14 protein-coding genes are annotated in these 17,545 nt (G+C 67.8%); 8 read left to right on the top strand and 6 right to left on the bottom strand.

Annotated features, from left to right (window positions below):
- The first annotated feature begins 91 nt into the window (after positions 1–91).
- From QHF84_RS24555 to QHF84_RS24535, 5 genes are all read left to right on the top strand, one after another.
- Entirely contained in the window at positions 92–1,177 is a 1,086-nt protein-coding gene (locus tag QHF84_RS24555) for a hypothetical protein (protein WP_281315825.1), read from the top strand.
- A 22-nt stretch (positions 1,178–1,199) separates the two neighbouring features.
- Positions 1,200–3,857 carry a type VI secretion system tip protein TssI/VgrG gene (tssI, locus tag QHF84_RS24550; RefSeq protein WP_281315824.1) on the top strand — a complete coding sequence of 886 codons (2,658 nt, stop codon included), beginning with the start codon at positions 1,200–1,202 and terminating at the stop codon, positions 3,855–3,857.
- Positions 3,858–3,864: 7 nt separating this feature from the next.
- Entirely contained in the window at positions 3,865–6,012 is a 2,148-nt protein-coding gene (locus tag QHF84_RS24545) for a hypothetical protein (protein ID WP_281315823.1), read from the top strand.
- A gap of 227 nt (positions 6,013–6,239) precedes the next feature.
- Complete coding sequence (locus QHF84_RS24540) at positions 6,240–7,553, top strand: tetratricopeptide repeat protein (RefSeq protein WP_281315822.1); 1,314 nt, start codon at positions 6,240–6,242, stop codon at positions 7,551–7,553.
- A 16-nt stretch (positions 7,554–7,569) separates the two neighbouring features.
- A complete protein-coding gene (locus QHF84_RS24535; RefSeq protein ID WP_281315821.1) occupies positions 7,570–8,388 on the top strand; it encodes a hypothetical protein in 819 nt (272 codons plus the stop codon).
- Between the two features lie 9 nt (positions 8,389–8,397).
- Here QHF84_RS24535 and deoD read toward each other — a convergent pair whose 3' ends face one another.
- Positions 8,398–9,135 (bottom strand): purine-nucleoside phosphorylase, encoded by a 738-nt coding sequence (gene deoD, locus QHF84_RS24530; protein WP_281315820.1) that lies wholly within the window; start codon positions 9,133–9,135, stop codon positions 8,398–8,400.
- Between the two features lie 7 nt (positions 9,136–9,142).
- Entirely contained in the window at positions 9,143–10,249 is a 1,107-nt protein-coding gene (locus QHF84_RS24525) for a hypothetical protein (RefSeq protein ID WP_281315819.1), read from the bottom strand.
- Positions 10,250–10,350: 101 nt separating this feature from the next.
- Here QHF84_RS24525 and QHF84_RS24520 point away from each other — a divergent pair, with 101 nt between their 5' ends.
- The gene (locus QHF84_RS24520; RefSeq protein ID WP_281315888.1) at positions 10,351–11,961 is read left to right on the top strand and encodes a DUF2007 domain-containing protein; all 1,611 of its coding nucleotides are present in this window, start codon (positions 10,351–10,353) and stop codon (positions 11,959–11,961) included.
- Between the two features lie 3 nt (positions 11,962–11,964).
- On the opposite strand, the gene QHF84_RS24515 is transcribed toward QHF84_RS24520, so the two are convergent.
- The 4 genes from QHF84_RS24515 to QHF84_RS24500 form a co-directional block, all read right to left on the bottom strand.
- Entirely contained in the window at positions 11,965–12,768 is an 804-nt protein-coding gene (locus QHF84_RS24515; protein ID WP_281315818.1) for a fibro-slime domain-containing protein, read from the bottom strand.
- Positions 12,769–12,809: 41 nt separating this feature from the next.
- The gene (locus QHF84_RS24510) at positions 12,810–14,840 is read right to left on the bottom strand and encodes an EGF domain-containing protein (protein ID WP_281315817.1); all 2,031 of its coding nucleotides are present in this window, start codon (positions 14,838–14,840) and stop codon (positions 12,810–12,812) included.
- Positions 14,841–14,962: 122 nt separating this feature from the next.
- Complete coding sequence (locus QHF84_RS24505) at positions 14,963–15,193, bottom strand: DUF378 domain-containing protein (RefSeq protein WP_281315816.1); 231 nt, start codon at positions 15,191–15,193, stop codon at positions 14,963–14,965.
- A 56-nt stretch (positions 15,194–15,249) separates the two neighbouring features.
- On the bottom strand, positions 15,250–16,062 hold the full coding sequence (locus QHF84_RS24500) for an alpha/beta fold hydrolase (protein ID WP_281315815.1): 813 nt from the start codon (positions 16,060–16,062) through the stop codon (positions 15,250–15,252).
- Positions 16,063–16,170: 108 nt separating this feature from the next.
- On the opposite strand from QHF84_RS24500, the gene QHF84_RS24495 reads away from it, so the two are divergent.
- Together QHF84_RS24495 and QHF84_RS24490 are read left to right on the top strand one after the other, a co-directional pair.
- Positions 16,171–16,392: a DUF350 domain-containing protein gene (locus QHF84_RS24495; protein ID WP_272421266.1), complete on the top strand. Its 222-nt coding sequence runs from the start codon at positions 16,171–16,173 to the stop codon at positions 16,390–16,392.
- 31 nt (positions 16,393–16,423) lie between these two features.
- Complete coding sequence (locus QHF84_RS24490; protein WP_281315814.1) at positions 16,424–17,515, top strand: hypothetical protein; 1,092 nt, start codon at positions 16,424–16,426, stop codon at positions 17,513–17,515.
- Positions 17,516–17,545 lie beyond the last annotated feature (30 nt).

Below are 17,545 nucleotides of genomic sequence, written 5' to 3'. Positions count from 1 at the left end.
CCAAAGACCTCGCTTTTTGCCACGGTAACGTCGGGCCCGAGCACGGTCAACGAGGATTGCTTCCCCCGGGCGCCCCTGCTACGCGGCCTTCATGCCGACGCGCCTCGGGCTCTCCCTCGCCGCCATTGTCGTGATCCCCTTCGTCCTTCCGGCCTGCGGCGGCGCCGCGCCACACGAGCCGGCCCGCACGTCGGCACCTGCGCCCACGGCACCGGCACCCGCCACACCCGCGGACGCTTCGCAGGGAGTCGCGCGCATCCGCGCCGACGCCACAAAACTCGGCTCGCTCGTCCGCTCGGATCTCGCGCGCCGATTCCTCTCGGCCGCGCCGTCGCTCCCGGCCGTCGCGCCCCGCACGTTGTATCGTGATGCCGAAAAGAAACGCGTCGTCGACGCGGACGGTTTGTCGCGCGTCCCGGACCGCGACGCCTTCCAGCCGCTGCCCGTCGACGAGGAGTTTTATTACAGCACGCGTTATGGATCGCCGCTCGCGTATACACGCGCGCTCGACGTGCTCGGCGAGGCCGGGGCCACGCTCCCGCCCGGATCACGACTCTTCGATTTCGGGTACGGCGCCGCCGGGCACCTCCGGATGCTCGCGAGCCTCGGCGTCCATGCGGTCGGCGTGGACGTCGATCCGCTCCTCGCCGCGCTCTACGGCGCGCCCGGCGATCAAGGCGTGATCCCCGGCCTCTCCGGCGCGCCGGGCTCGATGCGCCTCCTCCACGGGAGCTTTCCCGGCGATCCGGCGGTCCGCGCGGCCGCCGCGGGGCCCTTCGACGTGATTGTCTCGAAAAACGTCCTCAAGAAAGGATACATCCACCCGGACCGACCCGCGGACGAGCGCAAGCTCATCCGGCTCGGCGTCGACGACGCGGCCTTCCTCGGCGCCGTCTTCGAGCGCTTGCGGCCCGGGGGATTTTTCCTCATCTACAACATCTGCCCGGCCCCGACACCCCCGGACAAACCTTTCGTGCCCTGGTCCGACGGCCGCTCCCCGTTCCCGCGTGAGGCCTTCGCGGCGGCGGGCTTCGAGGTGCGTGTCTTCGATCGGGACGACACCGAGGCCATACGCACGATCGGGCACGTCCTCGGCTGGGATCAAGGCGAGGACGCGATGGACCTCCGGAACGACTTATCCGTGCTCTACACTATCGCGGTGCGGCCGCCCGGGTGATATCGTGGGCGTCACCGCGCCCATGGCCCATTCTTCCGAGCCCAGGACCCACTTCGAGCTCCGCATCGGAGAGCTTGGCTTCGGCCGACTCACGGTCGTGAAAATCGCCGGCGAGGAGCGCATCTCGCGGCCCTTCGCCTTCGACGTGGTCGCGTTTGCCGAGGCCCAGGGGCTCGACGAGGCGAGCTTCGAACGAGACACGATCGGCAAGGACGCCGTCCTGCGCATCGCGGTCCCCGATCGAGCGCCGCGTATCGTGCGCGGCGTGGTCTCGCGCGTGCGGGCCGAGGGCGCGGTCGAACAAGGCCGGATCGCCTTTCGGCTACGCCTCTCGCCGCGCCTTTCGCTCTGCCGGCTGAACCAGCGGAGCCGCATCTTTCAAGATCGTACGTTCCCCGAGATCGTCGCCGCCGTGCTCGCGGGCCACCGCATTCCTTGCCGCTTCGACCTGCTCGGCCCGCACCCGCGCCGCGCGTATTGCGTGCAGCACCGCGAGAGCGACCTCGCCTTCGTGCAGCGCCTCGCCGCGGAGGCCGGCGTCTTCTACCATTTCGAGTTTCCCGGCGACGGCACGGACGACACGCCGGAGGTCGTCGTCTTCGGCGACGCCCCCACGCTCTACCCGCGCATCCCCGGCGCCGAGGTCCTCGTGTTCCGCCGGGCCGACGGCGCGACCGCGCTCACCGTCCGCGAGGATCAGGTCACGCGTTTCATCCGACAAACCAGCGCGGCGACGGACGGCACGCTCGTCCGGGATCACGATTTCCGCAAGCCCACGGCCGAGCTTCGGGCGAGCGCGGGCAAGGCCGAGGGCCTCGTCGTGTACGAGCACCACGGAGAGGACGAGGAGCCCGAGATCGAGCCGGCGCGGGCGAAAACGATGCTCGAACAGCGGAGGGCCCGCGCCGCGCTCGCGGAGGGGGCGACGTATTGCCGCAGGCTCTCGCCGGGTCACCGCTTCCAGCTCGACGATCACGACGTCCCCGCGCTGAACGGCGATTACGTCGTGGTCCGCGCCGTCCACGAGGGCCATGACCCGCAGCACGCCGGGACGAACGATCCGGTCTTCACCACGACGTTCCGCGCGGCGCCTGCGTCCGTGGCCATCCGCCCGAAAAAACCGCGCCGCACGATGCGCCAGGTGATGGAGACGGCGACGGTCGTAGGGCCCGCGGGGCAGGAAATTCATACGGACCCGTACGGTCGCATCAAGGTGCAGTTCCACTGGGATCTGGAAGGAAAACGCGACGAGCATTCGTCCTGCTGGATGCGGATCGCGCAGGCGTGGGCGGGCACTGGATGGGGTTTTCAATTCATTCCGCGTGTCGGGATGGAGGTGCTCGTCGGCTTCCTCGGCGGCGACCTCGACCGGCCGGTCGTGATGGGCTGCCTGAACGACGCGACGCACCCGCCCACGCACAAGCTGCCGGACGCGAAGACACGGAGCGGCATTCGCACGCAGACCACGCCGGGCGGCGGGGGCTACAATGAAATCGCGTTCGAAGATCGGGCGGGCGCCGAGGAGATCTCGGTCCATGCGCAGAAGGATCTGCGCGAGACGATCGAGAACGACCACGACGAGACGGTCACGCACGACAAGACCGTGACGATCGGCGGCAAGCACGTCCTGCGCGTGCAGGGCGACCGCGACGATCACGTGGCCGGCGCGCTCGTGCAGACGATCGACGGCGGCGCGACGGTGAGCGTATCGGGCGGCATGGCGCAAACCACGGGCGGCGACGTCGCGAGCGAGGTCCGGGGCAGCCGCGCGGAGGTCGTGCACGGATCGGATCGGCAAACGGTGCACGGCGATCGAATGACGGTGGTGATGGGCCAGAGCGTGCTCCGCGTGGAGGCGGAGCACGCGGTCGTCGTCGGCGAGGGGCGCGACGACGGGATCGTCGAGACGAACGTCTCCGCGAAGTGGATCGTATCGGCCGGAAAAACCGCGCGGATCCAGGCGGATCAAGGCATATCGCTCGTGGTGGGGGACAGCGTGGTGGAGATCCTCTCGGATCGGATCGTCCTGCGCGCGCGTCGCGTGGAGATCGAGGGGCAAGAGAGCGCGACCATGACGGGCAAGGGCCCCGCCGTGCGCCTCGGCGAGGAGGCGGAGATCGTCTCGAAGGTGCTCAAGCTCTACGGCGAGAAATCGTCGATCGAGCTCGATCGGGACGCGAGCGTGAAGGGGACGCGGGTCCTTTTGAACTGCAAGGACAGCCGCCCCAAGGACCCGACACGCGACGAGCCGGAGCCGGAGACGGAAAAACTCCGGATCAAGCTCACGGACGAGAACTTCGAGCCCTACGCGGGCAAGCTTTACGACCTTGTCTGCGAGGGTTTCAAAGGTGATGGAACGACGGCGCCCGACGGACTTCTGGAGCGGGACATCCCGAAGGGCGCGCAGACGGCGCGGATCACGTTGTGGCTCGGCGAGGATCGCACGGGGCCGAAGCGGGAGTATTCGGTGAAGCTCGGCGCCTTGCCCGACATCGCTTCGATCGCGGGCGCGCAGGTGCGGCTCAAGAACCTCGGGTATTACGTGGGCGCGATCCGGGGCGAGATCGACGACGAGACACGCGCGGCGCTCGCCTGGTTCCAGCGGGATCACGAGATCGAAGAGACGGGGGCGCTCGACGAGGCGACGCAACGAACGCTGCTCGACGCGCACGGGAATTGAGGTTGTCATGGCGATCCCCGAGGAAGACAAGCAATTCATCCAGGCGGTTGCCGAGGCCATCGGCAAGGTCTCGAACCCCGCGGCGCACCCGGGCGCTCCGCCGCGCCTCGTCGTATGCCTCAATCACACGGAGACGGACATCCCGGAGGGTGCGATCGGCGCGGGTCCGTACCTGGAGAGCGAGCTCGACAAGACGAAGCCCGAGACGCTCGGGGCGATCCTCGCCTGGATCGAGGAGCGGCTGCACCGGAGCCTCGACGAGGCGTGGGCGGGGCCGGCCGGAAAAAACGAGGATTGGGACGCGAGCGAGGGCGAGGAGGCGTGGGCGCGCGCTCTCTCGGAGATCGTCTTCGGAATGCGGTACGGGGGCCCGGGGCAGGCGTATTTTCAGAACTCGAAATGGGATTCGTACATCTTTTCGCGGATCCAGCGGCGCAGCGTCGATTACGAAGAGGCGTGCAAGGCCCGCAAGGACGCGACGTTCCCGGCGACGCATCTCGAGATCCAGGCGTACAAAAGCGCGCTGACGAAGAAGGGGGAGACGCTTGAAAGCGCGATGAATCCGAATACGGATCCGGCCGTGTCCCTTGCTTGCGCCTGCCAACACCTCACGACGTACGGCGTGCTGACACGCGGATTCACGCTGGAGCAGCACCTCGACGGGGCGAACCTGGCCGCGAGTCAGAACAAGGGCAAACCCCTCTTCGACGAGAAAAAGGGCGGGAGGTGGTACCCGACGAACGTGGCGCATTTGCGGGTGCCGGTGGCGACGGGGATCGAGCCGGTGCCGCCGAAGAAGGGAGCGCCGGCAAACAGCACGGAGGCGATGCCGGTGCCGCTGCGGCCGGGCTCGGCGTATTGTTACAATCCGTTCGGGGATGCGAAATACACGACGGCGTGGGTGCCGCCGCATTGGACCGAGGTCGACAAGAACGGCGTTCCGCAGCTCAAGAAGGAGCATCGCGAGCAGGCGCTGAACGATTTGCCGGAGCAACAGAGCAAGCTCAAAGATCAGCAGGCAATGGTCGATGATCCCGAGAAGGGATACTCATCCGTCATCACGATCACGACGAGCGACGCCAAGTACAACGAATTGCCCCCCGAAAACCTGACGATCCAGGTCGACGTCCCGGTCTCGGGGCAACGCAAAGGCTCGCACATCAACGTCGTTCTTCGTATCAGCAAGGACAAGAAGAAGGTCCAGCTCCTCGACACGACGAACGGACATCCGCTCGACGAGCACGTGGCCCATACGCTCATGGATCCCACGGGCAAGGAGGGCATTTACGACGGGAACTTCGTTTCGCAGGTCTATCAGGGCAACACGTTCTGCGGCCTCGGCGTGCCGCCCGAGCCGCCGGGAGACCTGCTCGAAATGGCGGAGTTCATCCGCCGCGCGCGTCCGATCGGCCTCCTGCGGCTCGTCATCACCGAGCGCGTTCCGCCAGCGAAGATGACGGACGACCATATCCTGTACGTGAGCAAGATGTTCCGGATGTATGGCGAGACCGAGGACGACAACTTCCACATCTCACGCTGCGTGTGGGCGCTCCGGAACATGCCCGGCTTCACCAAGCTCCAGGGCTGGTTCATCATCTACACGCCGCAGGGCGAGCTCGCGCGGATGATGTGGGAGCACGGCGCGCGCCACCGTCGGCTCGCGGAGATGGAGCCCGTCGTGTTCGAGGCCAAGAAAAAGAAGTACGAGATCAAGAAGGCGAACCCCAAGCGCGACAAGAAGGCCGACCCGCTCGTCGAGCCCACGCCTGGGCTCGCGTACGTCACCGATTATCGCGACACGATCGTCCTGACGAACGCGTCGAACGGCACCTGTCTCTACTGGCATCGCAAGCGCTCGGATCTGAATTTCGGGTCGACGACGGAGAGCTTCCAGGGCAATGCGATTCCGGACGCGATCCGGGCACGCGTAGCGCCGAAGCCAAAGCAGGATCCCGCGCTGCGTATGCCCTACGACGGCGAGCACGTGCACGACCGGTTCTGCGATCCGTACACGAACGACCATGAGGTCGAAATCCCCGACCTCTTCCGCGACGGCAAGCCCGCGGACGAGCCGCCGCCGCCTTCGGAGCTTCTGGTCGATTCCGCCATGGTGCACGACCACGATCAGTCGACGCCGGAGGTCGCTTTCGCATGAGGCATTCCATGCCCGGGCGCTCGATTCTCTTGCCCCTATCGCTCCTCGCCTTTTCGTGTGTTCCCCTCGCTCCCGAGCCACAGCGCTCCCCCGTGCCTGCGCCGAGGGCCGCAACAACCGCCGCGACGACGACGGCATCTCCTCCCGTCGTCCACCCCAACTCGACGACCCCTCCGCCCCCGTGCACGCTCGCCGATGGGGCGGATGCGTGCAGGGCCGCGTGCGCCGTGAACCACATCGTGAGCTGCCGGAATTACGGATTGCTCATGCAGCGTGGCAAGGCGGGCCGGCGGAACGAGGGCCGCATCCTCGACGCATTTCGCAAAGGCTGCGACGCCAATGACGCCGAATCCTGCGACGAGCTTGGCTCCCTCCTCGTGGAGGACACCGAATCCGCTGCGATGTACCGGAAATCCTGCGACGCCGGGTACATGCCCGCGTGCGGCCATCTCGCCGCCCTCCTGCTCGTGAGCGGCGACATGGGCGTTCTCGCCGAAAAGGAGTCCGACATCAAGGCCGCCATGGCGCTCGCCCAGAAAGGTTGCGAGGCCGGGCATCCGAATTCATGTACGATTCTCGGCGGTGTGTACCGCAAGGGAAAACCCGTCAAAAAGGACCACAAGCTCGCCAAGCAATACCTCGAACGCGCCTGTGAGATGGGGGATTATCGCGGCTGCGCCGTCGCGGGCACCATGTACGAGCTCGGATGGGACGGCGAGAAGCCGGACGAGGAGCGCTCGGGTATGCTCCATCGAAAGGCGTTCGAGCTTCTGCAGACTCTGTGCGCCGACAAGCTCGACTCCTGCGACAAGCTGGCCGAATACCACGCCGATGGGTTTGGCACGAAGAAGGATCCGCAAAAGGAGATCGAGGTCCTGCGAGATGCCTGCGATCGGGGTCATCCAGGCACCTGCGTGCTTCTCGGGATCAAGATGGAAGAGGGGAAAATCGTCACGAAGGACGTCCTGGGTGCCGGCGATCTGTATCGTCGTGCCTGCGAGGACGGCGAGGGCGCCGGTTGCTATCGCCTCGCCTATCTGCACGCGGCGGGCAAGGGGCTTCCCAAGGACGAATCGAAGATCACCGCGCTACTCTCGCAATCGTGTGACCTCGGCTTCATGGCGAGCTGCATTTGGCTCGCCACCAAGCAACGAGCGGGCGACGGCGTGCCCAAGGACTTGAAAAGCTCGGTCGATCTGCGGAGGCGCGCGTGCAGCCATCGCGGCAAGGAGGGGTGTGGTCAGCTCGCGCTTTTGCTCCTCGGCAAGGACGAACATGGCATTCCCCGCAAGGAAGCCGAGGCCGAGGCGATCCGAGCCCTGACCTTCGGGTGCGAGCAGGTCGAGTCCGGATACGAGTGTTATCAGCTTGCCTGGATGCACGACCTCGGCGTGGGTTTTCCGAAGAACCGAACGCGCGCTCGGGCGCTCGCGCAGCAGGCGTGTGATCTGGGGGAAGCCGCCGCTTGTCAGTGGCTGAAGGATCCTGCAAAGGGGCAAAGCCCCACCTGGGTCGATCCGACACAGCAACCCAAGAAATGACCCGCCGGAGCGCACCATGACCAAAAAGCCCGGTTCATCCTCCCTCAATCCACCCCCCGAGGAACGCCGCGAGGGCCTCACGCTCGAACGGTTCGCGGAGGTCATGGCCTACCGCAAGTTTTTCCCGCCGCACTTCGTCGAGGAGGTGCTCCTCCGCTGCGGCATTCGCCCCGCGCGCTGGGCCCGCGCTGCGGCGGCGTGGGGTGAGGCGCTCGCCGAGGCCGCCGCCGAGGAAAAACCCGAGATCGTGCTCCGCTTCGCCCGCGCGTTTGGCGGCACGTCGCGCAAGCTCCGCGAATGGCCGCCGCGGCTGGAATCGCTCGGCGAGCCCATCGACCCGGACGCGCCCGATCCCGAGGAACGAGCCCCCGAACGGCCTTCGTTCATGCTCGACCAGCCGCCCTCGCGTGCGCCGCAGAGCGCCGGATCCGTGTGGCAGCAATACGCGAAGCCCCCCGCCGCTGCACCCGTGCCTGCGCCTGCGCCCGCGCCCGCGCCTGCGCCGACAGCGCCCCCCATTCCCGCGCGCGTCCCCGCGCCTTCCCACGAGGACCTCGGCGCGACGCGCCCGGCATTTCGACCTCCAGTCAAACCGCCGACGATGCCCTTTCAGATGCCGCCGGACGCTTCGACCCCCAACGTGCCCCCGGCCCCGCCCGCGCCGCCTCCCCCGGCGCGCACGCCCGGGCTCGGCGATACGGCCGATGTGAGCTCGTTCGTCCCTCGCAAACCCTTGCCTTTCCAGGGATCGCCGCCCGACGACGACAAGCTGGCCCAATCCATGGTCATCAGTCCCGACGATCTCCGAAAAGGGCCAGGTCGGCCGGGGCGCTGACGAAATGAACTATGGCTGCGGCGCGACGGCCGCAGCCTCCTCGGCCGCGAGCTCCAGCGCGAGCCCGATCATCGCGTCGAAGCTGGTCTCCCGCTCCGCCGAGGAAAGCTCGCGACCCAGCGGCAGGTTATCGGCGACCGCGAGGAGCGCGAGCGCCCGCGCGCCCTGCTCGGCGGCCACGCCGTACAGGCCCGCCACCTCCATTTCGATCGCGAGCATCCCCATGCGCACGAGCGTCGCGTGGAGCCGCTCGACATCCGGCATGTAAAACAGGTCCGCGCTGAACACGGAGCCCGCCCGGACCGGCTGGCCGCGGCGCTCCGCGATCTCCATCGCTCGCCGCGCCAGGTTGAAATCCGCGACCGCCGGGAAATCGTTGTCGAGGAAGCGAAGACGATTGACACGTGAATCCGTGCCCGCAGCGAGGGCCACGATCACGTCCTTCAGCTCGACCTCCGGCCGGAGCCCGCCGCAGCTCCCGACCCGGATGAGGACACGCACGCCGTAATGGCGGATGAGCTCGGTCGCGTAAATCGATATCGACGGGATGCCCATCCCGTGCCCCATGACGGAGATCCGTTTCCCCTGGTAGTGCCCGGTGAACCCGAGCATGTTGCGCACGGCCGTCACCTCGCGCGGCTGCTCGAGGTATCGCTCGGCGATGTAGCGGGCGCGGAGGGGATCGCCCGGCATCAGGACCACGTCGGCGAAATCGCCGGGCTCTGCGGAGATGTGAATGGTGGCCATGGCTCTGTCATTCCAGGGTGGAGTTCGTGACCTGGGGGTCGCCGTTCGCGAGCACGAAGATGCCGGGGTAACCCGGGGTCTCGAAGCCGAGGCTCGGGTTCTTCGAGAGCACCGAATCCTGGATGACGAGCGTGCCCGTGCGATCGTTGCTGACGAAGAAGATGGCGCCGCCCCCTTCGTTCGCGTGGTTCTCCGTGATCTTCGTCCCGCAGACGGTCAACGTAAAGGTATTGCCGTCGTTGTAAATGGCGCCGCCGCTCCCGCCGCCCGGGGTTCCGTCCTTTGCCGGATTCGCTCCGTTGCCGATCGCTCGCTGGTGGGACATCAGGCTGTTCAGGACCGTGTACGAGACTCCGATGCTGCTCAGCGCGCCGCCGTTCGAGCAGACATTGCCGAGCTTCTCGCTCCCGCCGAAGGTGCTGTTCACCACGTACACGGGCAGCCCCTCGTATTGGCTGAGGACGCGGATCGCGCCGCCCCCGACGTCCGGGCCGACATCGTCGCAGACGTTGTTGAAGAAGCGGCTGTTCACCACCTTGAAGCGGCCTCCCCGCACGAAGATCGCGCCGCCGCCGTCCGGGTCCTCGCCTTTCGCATTGCCGTCGACGAACGTCAGGTTTTGCACCGTGAGCCGGGGGTGGTCCTGGTTCTGGCACATCGGCGTGGTCCAGTGTTGCGCCTCGTCGCAGGTATTCATGTAGAGAATGCGCCGCGCGCCCGCGCCGCTCAGCGTGACCTTCCCGCCGCCGTCGATCACGATCTCGGGGCCGGTGTCGTTGAAGATCTTCGCCGTGCGATCGAGCGTGATGGTCACCGGGTCGGGGCCACAATCGAACGTGATGATGCCGCCCTTCGCCACGGCGTCGACGAATGCATCCGAGGTACAGCTCTCCTTCGTGCCATTGCCGACGACCTGCGTCGGATTCGACGTATCCGCCGCCTGGGCCTCCGCCGGCACGGGGCAGGCGCCGTCCGGGTTTCCCGCGGTCGGGCCCTCGTCCGGGTTCGTCTTGGGATCGACCGGCGCCGCGGGATCGGGTTCGCCCCCGCAGCCGGAAAGGATGCCCGTGAAGAGACAAACCAGGAGCGCCCAGTGAAGCATTCGTGTTTGCATCGTTCGCCCTCGCAAGACCCAGGCTACGCGCAGAGGACGCCGGGAACAAGGGCTTGACGCCGGGTCCGCGGGCGCCGATCCTCGGGGCGAGGGGGGACGTGATGAAGGTTTGCCCGAACGTCGCGTGTTCGCATCGACAGCGCACCGGAACGCCGGCCGAATACGACGTGGATCGGCCCGACTGCGCCGATTGCGGGGCCGAGCTCGTGGACGGGCCGGCGTACGACGCCGCGCCATCGTCGGAGACCGCGGCGCGCCCCCTTCCGCCGGGGTTCCGGTCCCGCGTCGTGGTCACGATCGTCGCGCTGGCCATCGCCGTCGCCGGTCCGTGGCTCTTGTCTCTGCCAGGCATACGCACGGACCTCAGCTCCGAACTCCCGCTGGCCAGGACGAGCGTGTTTGCGATGGGCCTGCAGCCCATCCTGACGGCGGCGCTCCTCGTCGAGATTGTCGCGTGGCTCGTCCCCTCCTTACGCCCGCTCCGGCACGCAGGCCCCGAGGGGCGCGAAAAACTCGGGCGCGCCGTGATCATCGTGGGAATGACGCTCGCGGTCCTCCAGGCCTACGGCGTCGCGCGCTCTTGGCTCTACTTCGACCGCGAGACGTCGCCATTCCTGATCATCGGCAGCCTGCTCGCGGGGACGAGCCTGCTCGTGCTCCTCGCGACATGGGTGACGAGACGCGGGCTCGGGAATGGGTTTGCGTTGCTCTTCCTGGGGCCCGAGTTCGTCGAGCAAGCCGTGATCTTCAACGGCCTCGTTCATGGGGTCTTTCAGCGCGAGCCGCTGACGGCCCCGGAAATTGCGCGTATCGTCGCCATTCCAGCGGTGCTCGTGGGGGCGACGGTGGCGTGCGCGCGCTGGCCAGGGCGGCGATACGAAGGCGTGCACGCGAGGTCGACCGGCGCGGAGCCTTATCGTCGAGGCGCCGGACCGGTCGGCGCGGAGCCGCCGCCGCTCCGGCTGCCGGCCTCGGGAATCACGCCGGCGCTCGTCCTCGCCACCGTGGCCGGGATGCTTTTCACGTTCTCGAAAGCGCAAATCATCCCCTACGATGCCATTGCCTGGACGTTCTCGCGGGAGGGCGCGCCGCTCGTGATTCGCCTCGTTGTCACGGCGGTGCTCGTCCTGGTCTTCGGGTGGGCCTTCCAGACGCCGACGGCGCGCGATGTGTTGTGGCGCCGCGTGCGGGAATTCTCGCCCAAGAGCCGCCCGCTCGACGAAGGCGACGCCGAGGTCCTCGCGGCCATCCGCGCGACCGTCCTGCCGCTCTGCATTTTCGTGGTTTTGCCCCTGTTCGTGGACGTCGGCCCGGGGACGACCCCCTATTACTTGCCGCTCCTGACCATGTACGTCCTCGATCTCGTCGCCGAGGTCCGCGCCCGCATGCAATTCGAAGGCGAGCTCGTCTCGGTTTGGCCGGAGCACCGCGTCTTCGCCGCGGACATGGTCGCCGCCGTCCTTCGCAGCGAGGGAATCCCGGTCCTCTTGCGCGGCGTCCTCTACCGGGCGATGGCGCGTTTCGTCCACCCGTTCGTCCCCATCGAGGTCATGGTCCCCGCATCCCGCGCCGAGGACGCGACGCGAATCGTGCGGCAAATCCTGCTCGGCGAGGTCCCGCCTCCGGAGGAGGTTCGAAAGGACGAACCCGAGCCTCCCGCAAAAAAGAAGAAGCGTAAGAAGAAGCCGGCGGAGGAGGCGGCGACGGCGTGACTGTCACTCCGGGCAGACGTCGAACTCGGCGATCGTCGTCTCGAGGTAAAAATTCGAGCCCGACGTGTGACGCTCGGCGAAGAAGAGCGCGAAGGGAAACACCTCGCCTTTCGTGATTCCGAGGACCTCGGCCTCGTCGTCGAGGAGGATCGTCCGGCTCTCGGTCGCGTGGACGCCCCCGAGGTCGATGGCGAGCTTGTCGTTGACGAAGACCCAGAGGTCGTCGTCGCCGCGGAACGTGAGCGATTCGCCGCCGACGTACCGGAATGGGATCTGCATCTCCAGCGTGAAGTGAAAATTGTGCGGGTTGCCCTCGTTCCCGAGGAGCTGTCCGTCGATCGGAAAGAAGTCGGGCGCGTTGAACTGGTACAGATTCGGCGCGCCCGGGCTCGACGCGAGGTCGAGGGTGAACGACGTCGACGCGTTGATCCCGGGGACGTCGCGGTACCATGAGTCGAAATTCGCCTTGCCGCTCGTCGTGGGTGTCGTGGGGTTTCCCGCATAGACGGGTTTGCCGTCGCTGCCGAGGTTCGTCTCGACGATCCCGAGATCGAGCCCGATCGAATCCTCGAAATCGGGGTGCGTGGCGCTGAAATCACGGATCGTCGCCCCGATGGGGATCGTGGAGGAGGGCCGGGGCGCGGTGCAGCCCTCCCATTTCCCCCAGACGCACGTCTCCACGCCCTTGCCGCAGATGGTCTCGCATTCACGCTTTTCCCCCTCCACCTGGCAAACGGGCAGCTCGGTGCGCGCGCCGCAGCCTGCAAGGAGGCCGAGGAGGAGGAGCCCACGAACGATCGTCGCCATACGATCATGGTCTCCCCGGCCCAGGGGGAAATCAATCGATTTTACTGGAGGAAGCCGGCCGCGCACGCGTTCGCCGCGAGCCGCGCCCAGTCGCCGGTGCCTTGCATGTTCGGGTGCCCCGTGCCGTTCGAGTAAACGACCTTGAAGTCGGGGCGATAGGCATGCGCGATCTCGCCGTCGGCATAGGTGCCGTCGACGACTCCGGCGCCCTGCAGGATGAGGATGTCGCGATGGTACGAGGCATACGCCGAGACGCCGCTGTGGATGAACGTCGTACCATTGCCCGAATAACTCGACGATGCGTAGCGGTTGTCCCCGGTCGGCGACACGACGGGCGAATACGGCGCGGTCATGATCTTGCCGGCGAGCTCGTTACCGTTCGTGTACGTGGAAAAGACGCCGAGGACGACGTTTCCGCCCGCATCCACGAAATCGCCGAGGTTGTTGCCGAACGTGGTCGCGTTGGCGTACGCCTCGTTGACCCAGGTGTACACGCAATCGTAGGTGTTCAGCGTGGCGAGCGAGGGCGTGGCCGTGCGGGGATCGACGTAGGTCACCGTGCCACCCGTGATCGCCGCGATGGCGGAGCGATAGATGGCGGAGTCTGCGGTCGACGGGGCATACGCGATCTTGATGCGCGCGCACGTGCTCGGGGTGCCCTTGCACCGGAAATACGGCTCGACCTTGCAGGTCGCGCTGCACCCGTCGCCGCCCATGGCGTCCCCGTCGTCGCATTTCTCGCCGGGCAGGAGGATCCCGTCGCCGCAGAGCGGCGTGCACACGCTCGGCATGCCGGTGCAGGCATGGCCGGGCTCCACCTGGCAGGTCGCCGAGCACCCGTCACCGGACATCGTGCCCGCGTCGTCGCATCCCTCGCCGGCGACCACGAGGCCGTCGCCGCAGACCGACGTGCACGCCTTGCCATTGCCGGTAAAACCCTGCTTGCAGGCGCACATGAAGGAGCCGGGCTGGTTCGTGCAAATCGCGTTCGCGTCACAGTCGTCCGTGTTCAGCGCGCACTCGTCCACGTCCATGCACATGACGCCGTTGCCGGCATATCCCATGTTGCACGCGCAGGCGAAGGAGCCGATCGTATTCGTGCACGTCGCATTCTGATTGCAGTTGTCCGTGTTCAGCGCGCACTCGTCCACGTCCGTGCACATGAGGCCGTCGCCGGTGTACCCCATGTTGCACGCGCAGGAGAACGAGCCGGGCTGGTTCGTGCAGGTCGCGTTCGCGTCGCAGTTGTCCGTATTCAGCGCGCACTCGTCCACGTCCATGCACGTGACGCCATTGCCGGCATATCCCATGTTGCACGTGCACGAGAACGAGCCGGGCGTGTTCATGCAGGCCGCGTTCGCGTCGCAGTTGTCCGTATTCAGCGCGCACTCGTCCACGTCCATGCACGTGACGCCGTTGCCGGCATATCCCATGTTGCACGTGCACGAGAACGAGCCGGGCGTGTTGGTGCACGTCGCATTCGCGTCGCAATTGTCCGTGTTCAGCGCGCACTCGTCCACGTCCGTGCACACGGTCGGCGTTCCGGCGCAATTCCAGCCGGGCTCGAGCACGCAGGCCGCCGAGCAGCCGTCCGCGTCGACCGTATTGCCGTCGTCGCACGCTTCCATGCCGGCGATCAGGCCGTCGCCGCAGCCGGTCTCGCATTTGCTCGGCTCTCCAGCGCAGCTCCATCCCGATTCGATGGCGCACGCCGCCGAACAGCCGTCCGCGTCGGCCGTATTGCTGTCGTCACACGCTTCGCTTCCCTCGATCGCGCCGTCGCCGCAAACGGCGCTGCTGCCGCCCGCGCCGCCTTGCCCGCCCGCGCCGCCCTGCCCGCCCGCGCCGCCTTGCCCACCCTGACCGCCCTGCCCGCCCTGGCCTGCGTCGCCGCCCTGGCCCGCATCGCCGCCCTGGCCGCCTTGACCGCCCGCCCCGCCCTGGCCCGCGCCGCCGCCCTGGCCGGACGCCCCCGTCGTGGTCGTCGAGGGATCGTCGCTGCAGCCCGCCGCAAACGCCGATATGGCCCCGAGGAGCACAATCCCGCCGATCGCCCGAATCCCGAAAAGCATGCTCCGACCTCCTCACGGGCTGCTCCGTGCAGCGCGCAAACGTCGGGCATCGAAACCTGGACAGGCCTCGCTTGTCCAGAGTTTCGTGAGGGATCACGGGCGATTGACGCGCCGCTCCGCCGTCAAGCTCTTGGCCGTTGCACGAGCCGCGTCGAGAGGAAAATCAAATACAGGCCCGCGAGGCCCACGAGCACGTACACGATGCGCGTGAGCGCAGAGAACGTCCCGAAAAGAGCGGCGACGAGGTTCCAGTCGAAGAGCCCCACGAGCGCCCAGTTCAGGGCGCCGACGATCACGAGGACCATCGCCACCCACGCCAACCCCGACATCCCTTCCGTGCGTGTATCTACCATGCGAGGCCGGCGATGCATGGGACGGACCAGCGATCCGCCCAGGCGAGCCGAGCCACTCAGGATAGAAAGTCGCGCAGCGCGCCGTAGGTCTCGAGCGGCGCCTCCAGCGGCACGAGGTGCCCCACGCCGCGGAGCGTGCGGAGCTCTGCGCCCGGGATCCGCCGCGCGATGAGCTCGCCATTCTCGTGCGGAATGAGCGGATCGGCGTCGCCGTGCAAGACCAGGGTCGGCGCGCGGACGTCGCCGAGGCGATCCCAGATCGAAAACCGGCTGATCGCCTGGATTTGCCGCAAGAGGCCGTCCACCTCGGGCGCGCCTTCGAGCGCGGACGCGATGGCCATGTCGAGGATCTCGGGGTTCTTCTCGACGAACGCAGGCCCCGTGATGGCGCGGTAAAACGCGGCGAGGCGCGCCTCGGCCGCCGCGCGATCGCCGCCGTGGGCGAGCGAGGCGAGCTCGGAGAGGATCGCGCCTTCGGGCTTTTTCGCGAGATCCCCGCCGGGCCAGGTCGCGAGGAGCACGAGGCGCGAGAACCGCTCGGGGAAACGCACGGCGAGCTCCTGCGCGATCATGCCGCCCATCGAAATGCCGACGAGCCGAGCCTCGGCGATGCCGAGATGATCGAGGAGGCCCACGGCATCCTGGGCCATGTCGGCGACCTCGTAACTTCCGCCGGGGAAACGCGAGGAACGGCCGACGTCGCGGTTGTCGAACTGGATCGCGCGGAAGCCGCGGCCGGCGAGCGCGCGCGAAATGGGCGTCCAGTTGTCGCCGCGCGAGCCGAGGCCCATGACGAGCAGCACGGCCGGGCCGGTCTCGCCGAAGATGTCGTAATGGATGTCGACGTCGCCGATCCGCGCGATGCCCATGGTCCTCGGGAGGTAGCCGCTTCCGCCCGCGACGTCGAGGCTTCCCAGCGGGGCCCATCTTCCCTTACCCTGCCGGCACGGCCCCTCCGGGCCCTCGGGAGAGCATCGATGCTCGACATTTCGCAGTTGCTCAAGGCCTCGATCGCCACGCTGATTTTCGTCGTGATCGGGCTCGTCGTCTTCGCCGTGGCGTTCTTCATCATCACGAAGGTGACGCCGTTCTCGATCCGCAAGGAGATCGAGGAGGACCAGAACACCGCGCTCGCGATCGTGATCGGCTCGGTGATCCTCGGGCTTTCCTGGATCATCGCCGCGGCCATCCACGGCTGAGCGAGGGCCGAGGGAGGTCGCCGAGCGCCTCGTGAACGGGCCCTGGATCTGGGGCGCGCGCGTCGACGTGGCCGTCTTCGGCGGGTCCGCGGCGCTCGCGCTCGTGCTCGCCGCGCTCGCGCCCGCGCTGAGCGACGAAGGCGCGCTGCCGCTCTGGGGCTGGATCACGTTCGTGCTCGCCGTCGACGTCGCGCACGTCCACACGACGTTCTTCCGGACGTACTTCGACCGCGAGGAGCTCCGGAAGCGCCGCGCGCTCTACATCGCCACGCCGCTCGCGTGCTGGGCCGCGGGCGTGATGCTCCACGCGACGTCGGAGAAGCTCTTCTGGCGCGTGCTCGCGTACGTGGCGGTGCTCCACTTCGTGCGGCAACAGGCGGGCTGGGTGGCGATCTACCGGGCGCGGGCCGGCGAGCGCTCGCGGCTCGGACGGCTGCTCGACGACGCGACGATCTACGCGTCGACCTGCTTCCCGCTGCTCTACTGGCACGCCCACCTGCCCCGCGCGTTCCGGTGGTTCGTCGAGGACGACTTCGTGACCGTGCCGTGGCTCGGCGCGCTCGTCGTGCCCGCGGGGATCGTCTGGGCCGCGCTGCTCGTCGCGTACGTCGCGCGCGCCGTGCTCGTCGCGCGGCGGGGCGGGCCGCAAAACCCGGGCAAACACCTCGTGGTGGCGACGACGGCGATCACCTGGTTCTCCGGGATCGTCGCGACGAACTCGGACTTCCAGTTCACCGTGACGAACGTGCTCGTGCACGGGATCCCGTACATGGCGCTGCTCTGGGCGTACGCGCGTGAGCGTGCGCGGGAGGCTCCCGCGGGGCTCGTCGCGCGGATCGCGGCGGGCGGCGTGCTCGCGTTCGCCGCAGCGGCGCTCGCGCTCGCGTTCGCCGAGGAGGCGCTCTGGGATCGGCTGGTCTGGCACGACAGACCCTCGCTCTTCGGCGGGATGCGCGAGGCGCCGCTGCTCGGCCCTTCGGCGCGGGCGCTCGTCGTGCCGCTCCTCGCGCTGCCGCAGGCCACGCATTACGTGCTCGACGCGGTGCTCTGGCGCCGCAAGGACACGGGCCCGGCGCAGGCGCGGGCGCTCGGGTTCCGGGGCGCGCCGGAGCCTGCCGCTTGACCGGGCCGCGCTGCGCGGCGAACGTTCGAT

Origin of the sequence: Polyangium sp. y55x31 (assembly GCF_029946505.1) — a bacterium.
Classification (GTDB): Bacteria; Myxococcota_A; Polyangia; order Polyangiales; family Polyangiaceae; genus Polyangium.
Note: the sequence above shows the minus strand (reverse complement) of the source record. Positions and strands in the feature narration are given on the sequence as shown.

Coding starts and splice junctions, on each gene's coding strand:
- QHF84_RS24520 (WP_281315888.1), top strand. CDS start 10,351: ATGAAGGTTTGCCCGAACGTCGCGTGTTCGCATCGACAGCGCACCGGA.
- QHF84_RS24545 (WP_281315823.1), top strand. CDS start 3,865: ATGGCGATCCCCGAGGAAGACAAGCAATTCATCCAGGCGGTTGCCGAG.
- QHF84_RS24500 (WP_281315815.1), bottom strand. CDS start 16,062: ATGGGCATCGCGCGGATCGGCGACGTCGACATCCATTACGACATCTTC.
- deoD (WP_281315820.1), bottom strand. CDS start 9,135: ATGGCCACCATTCACATCTCCGCAGAGCCCGGCGATTTCGCCGACGTG.
- QHF84_RS24535 (WP_281315821.1), top strand. CDS start 7,570: ATGACCAAAAAGCCCGGTTCATCCTCCCTCAATCCACCCCCCGAGGAA.
- tssI (WP_281315824.1), top strand. CDS start 1,200: ATGGCCCATTCTTCCGAGCCCAGGACCCACTTCGAGCTCCGCATCGGA.
- QHF84_RS24495 (WP_272421266.1), top strand. CDS start 16,171: ATGCTCGACATTTCGCAGTTGCTCAAGGCCTCGATCGCCACGCTGATT.
- QHF84_RS24505 (WP_281315816.1), bottom strand. CDS start 15,193: ATGGTAGATACACGCACGGAAGGGATGTCGGGGTTGGCGTGGGTGGCG.
- QHF84_RS24555 (WP_281315825.1), top strand. CDS start 92: ATGCCGACGCGCCTCGGGCTCTCCCTCGCCGCCATTGTCGTGATCCCC.
- QHF84_RS24510 (WP_281315817.1), bottom strand. CDS start 14,840: ATGCTTTTCGGGATTCGGGCGATCGGCGGGATTGTGCTCCTCGGGGCC.
- QHF84_RS24515 (WP_281315818.1), bottom strand. CDS start 12,768: ATGGCGACGATCGTTCGTGGGCTCCTCCTCCTCGGCCTCCTTGCAGGC.
- QHF84_RS24525 (WP_281315819.1), bottom strand. CDS start 10,249: ATGCAAACACGAATGCTTCACTGGGCGCTCCTGGTTTGTCTCTTCACG.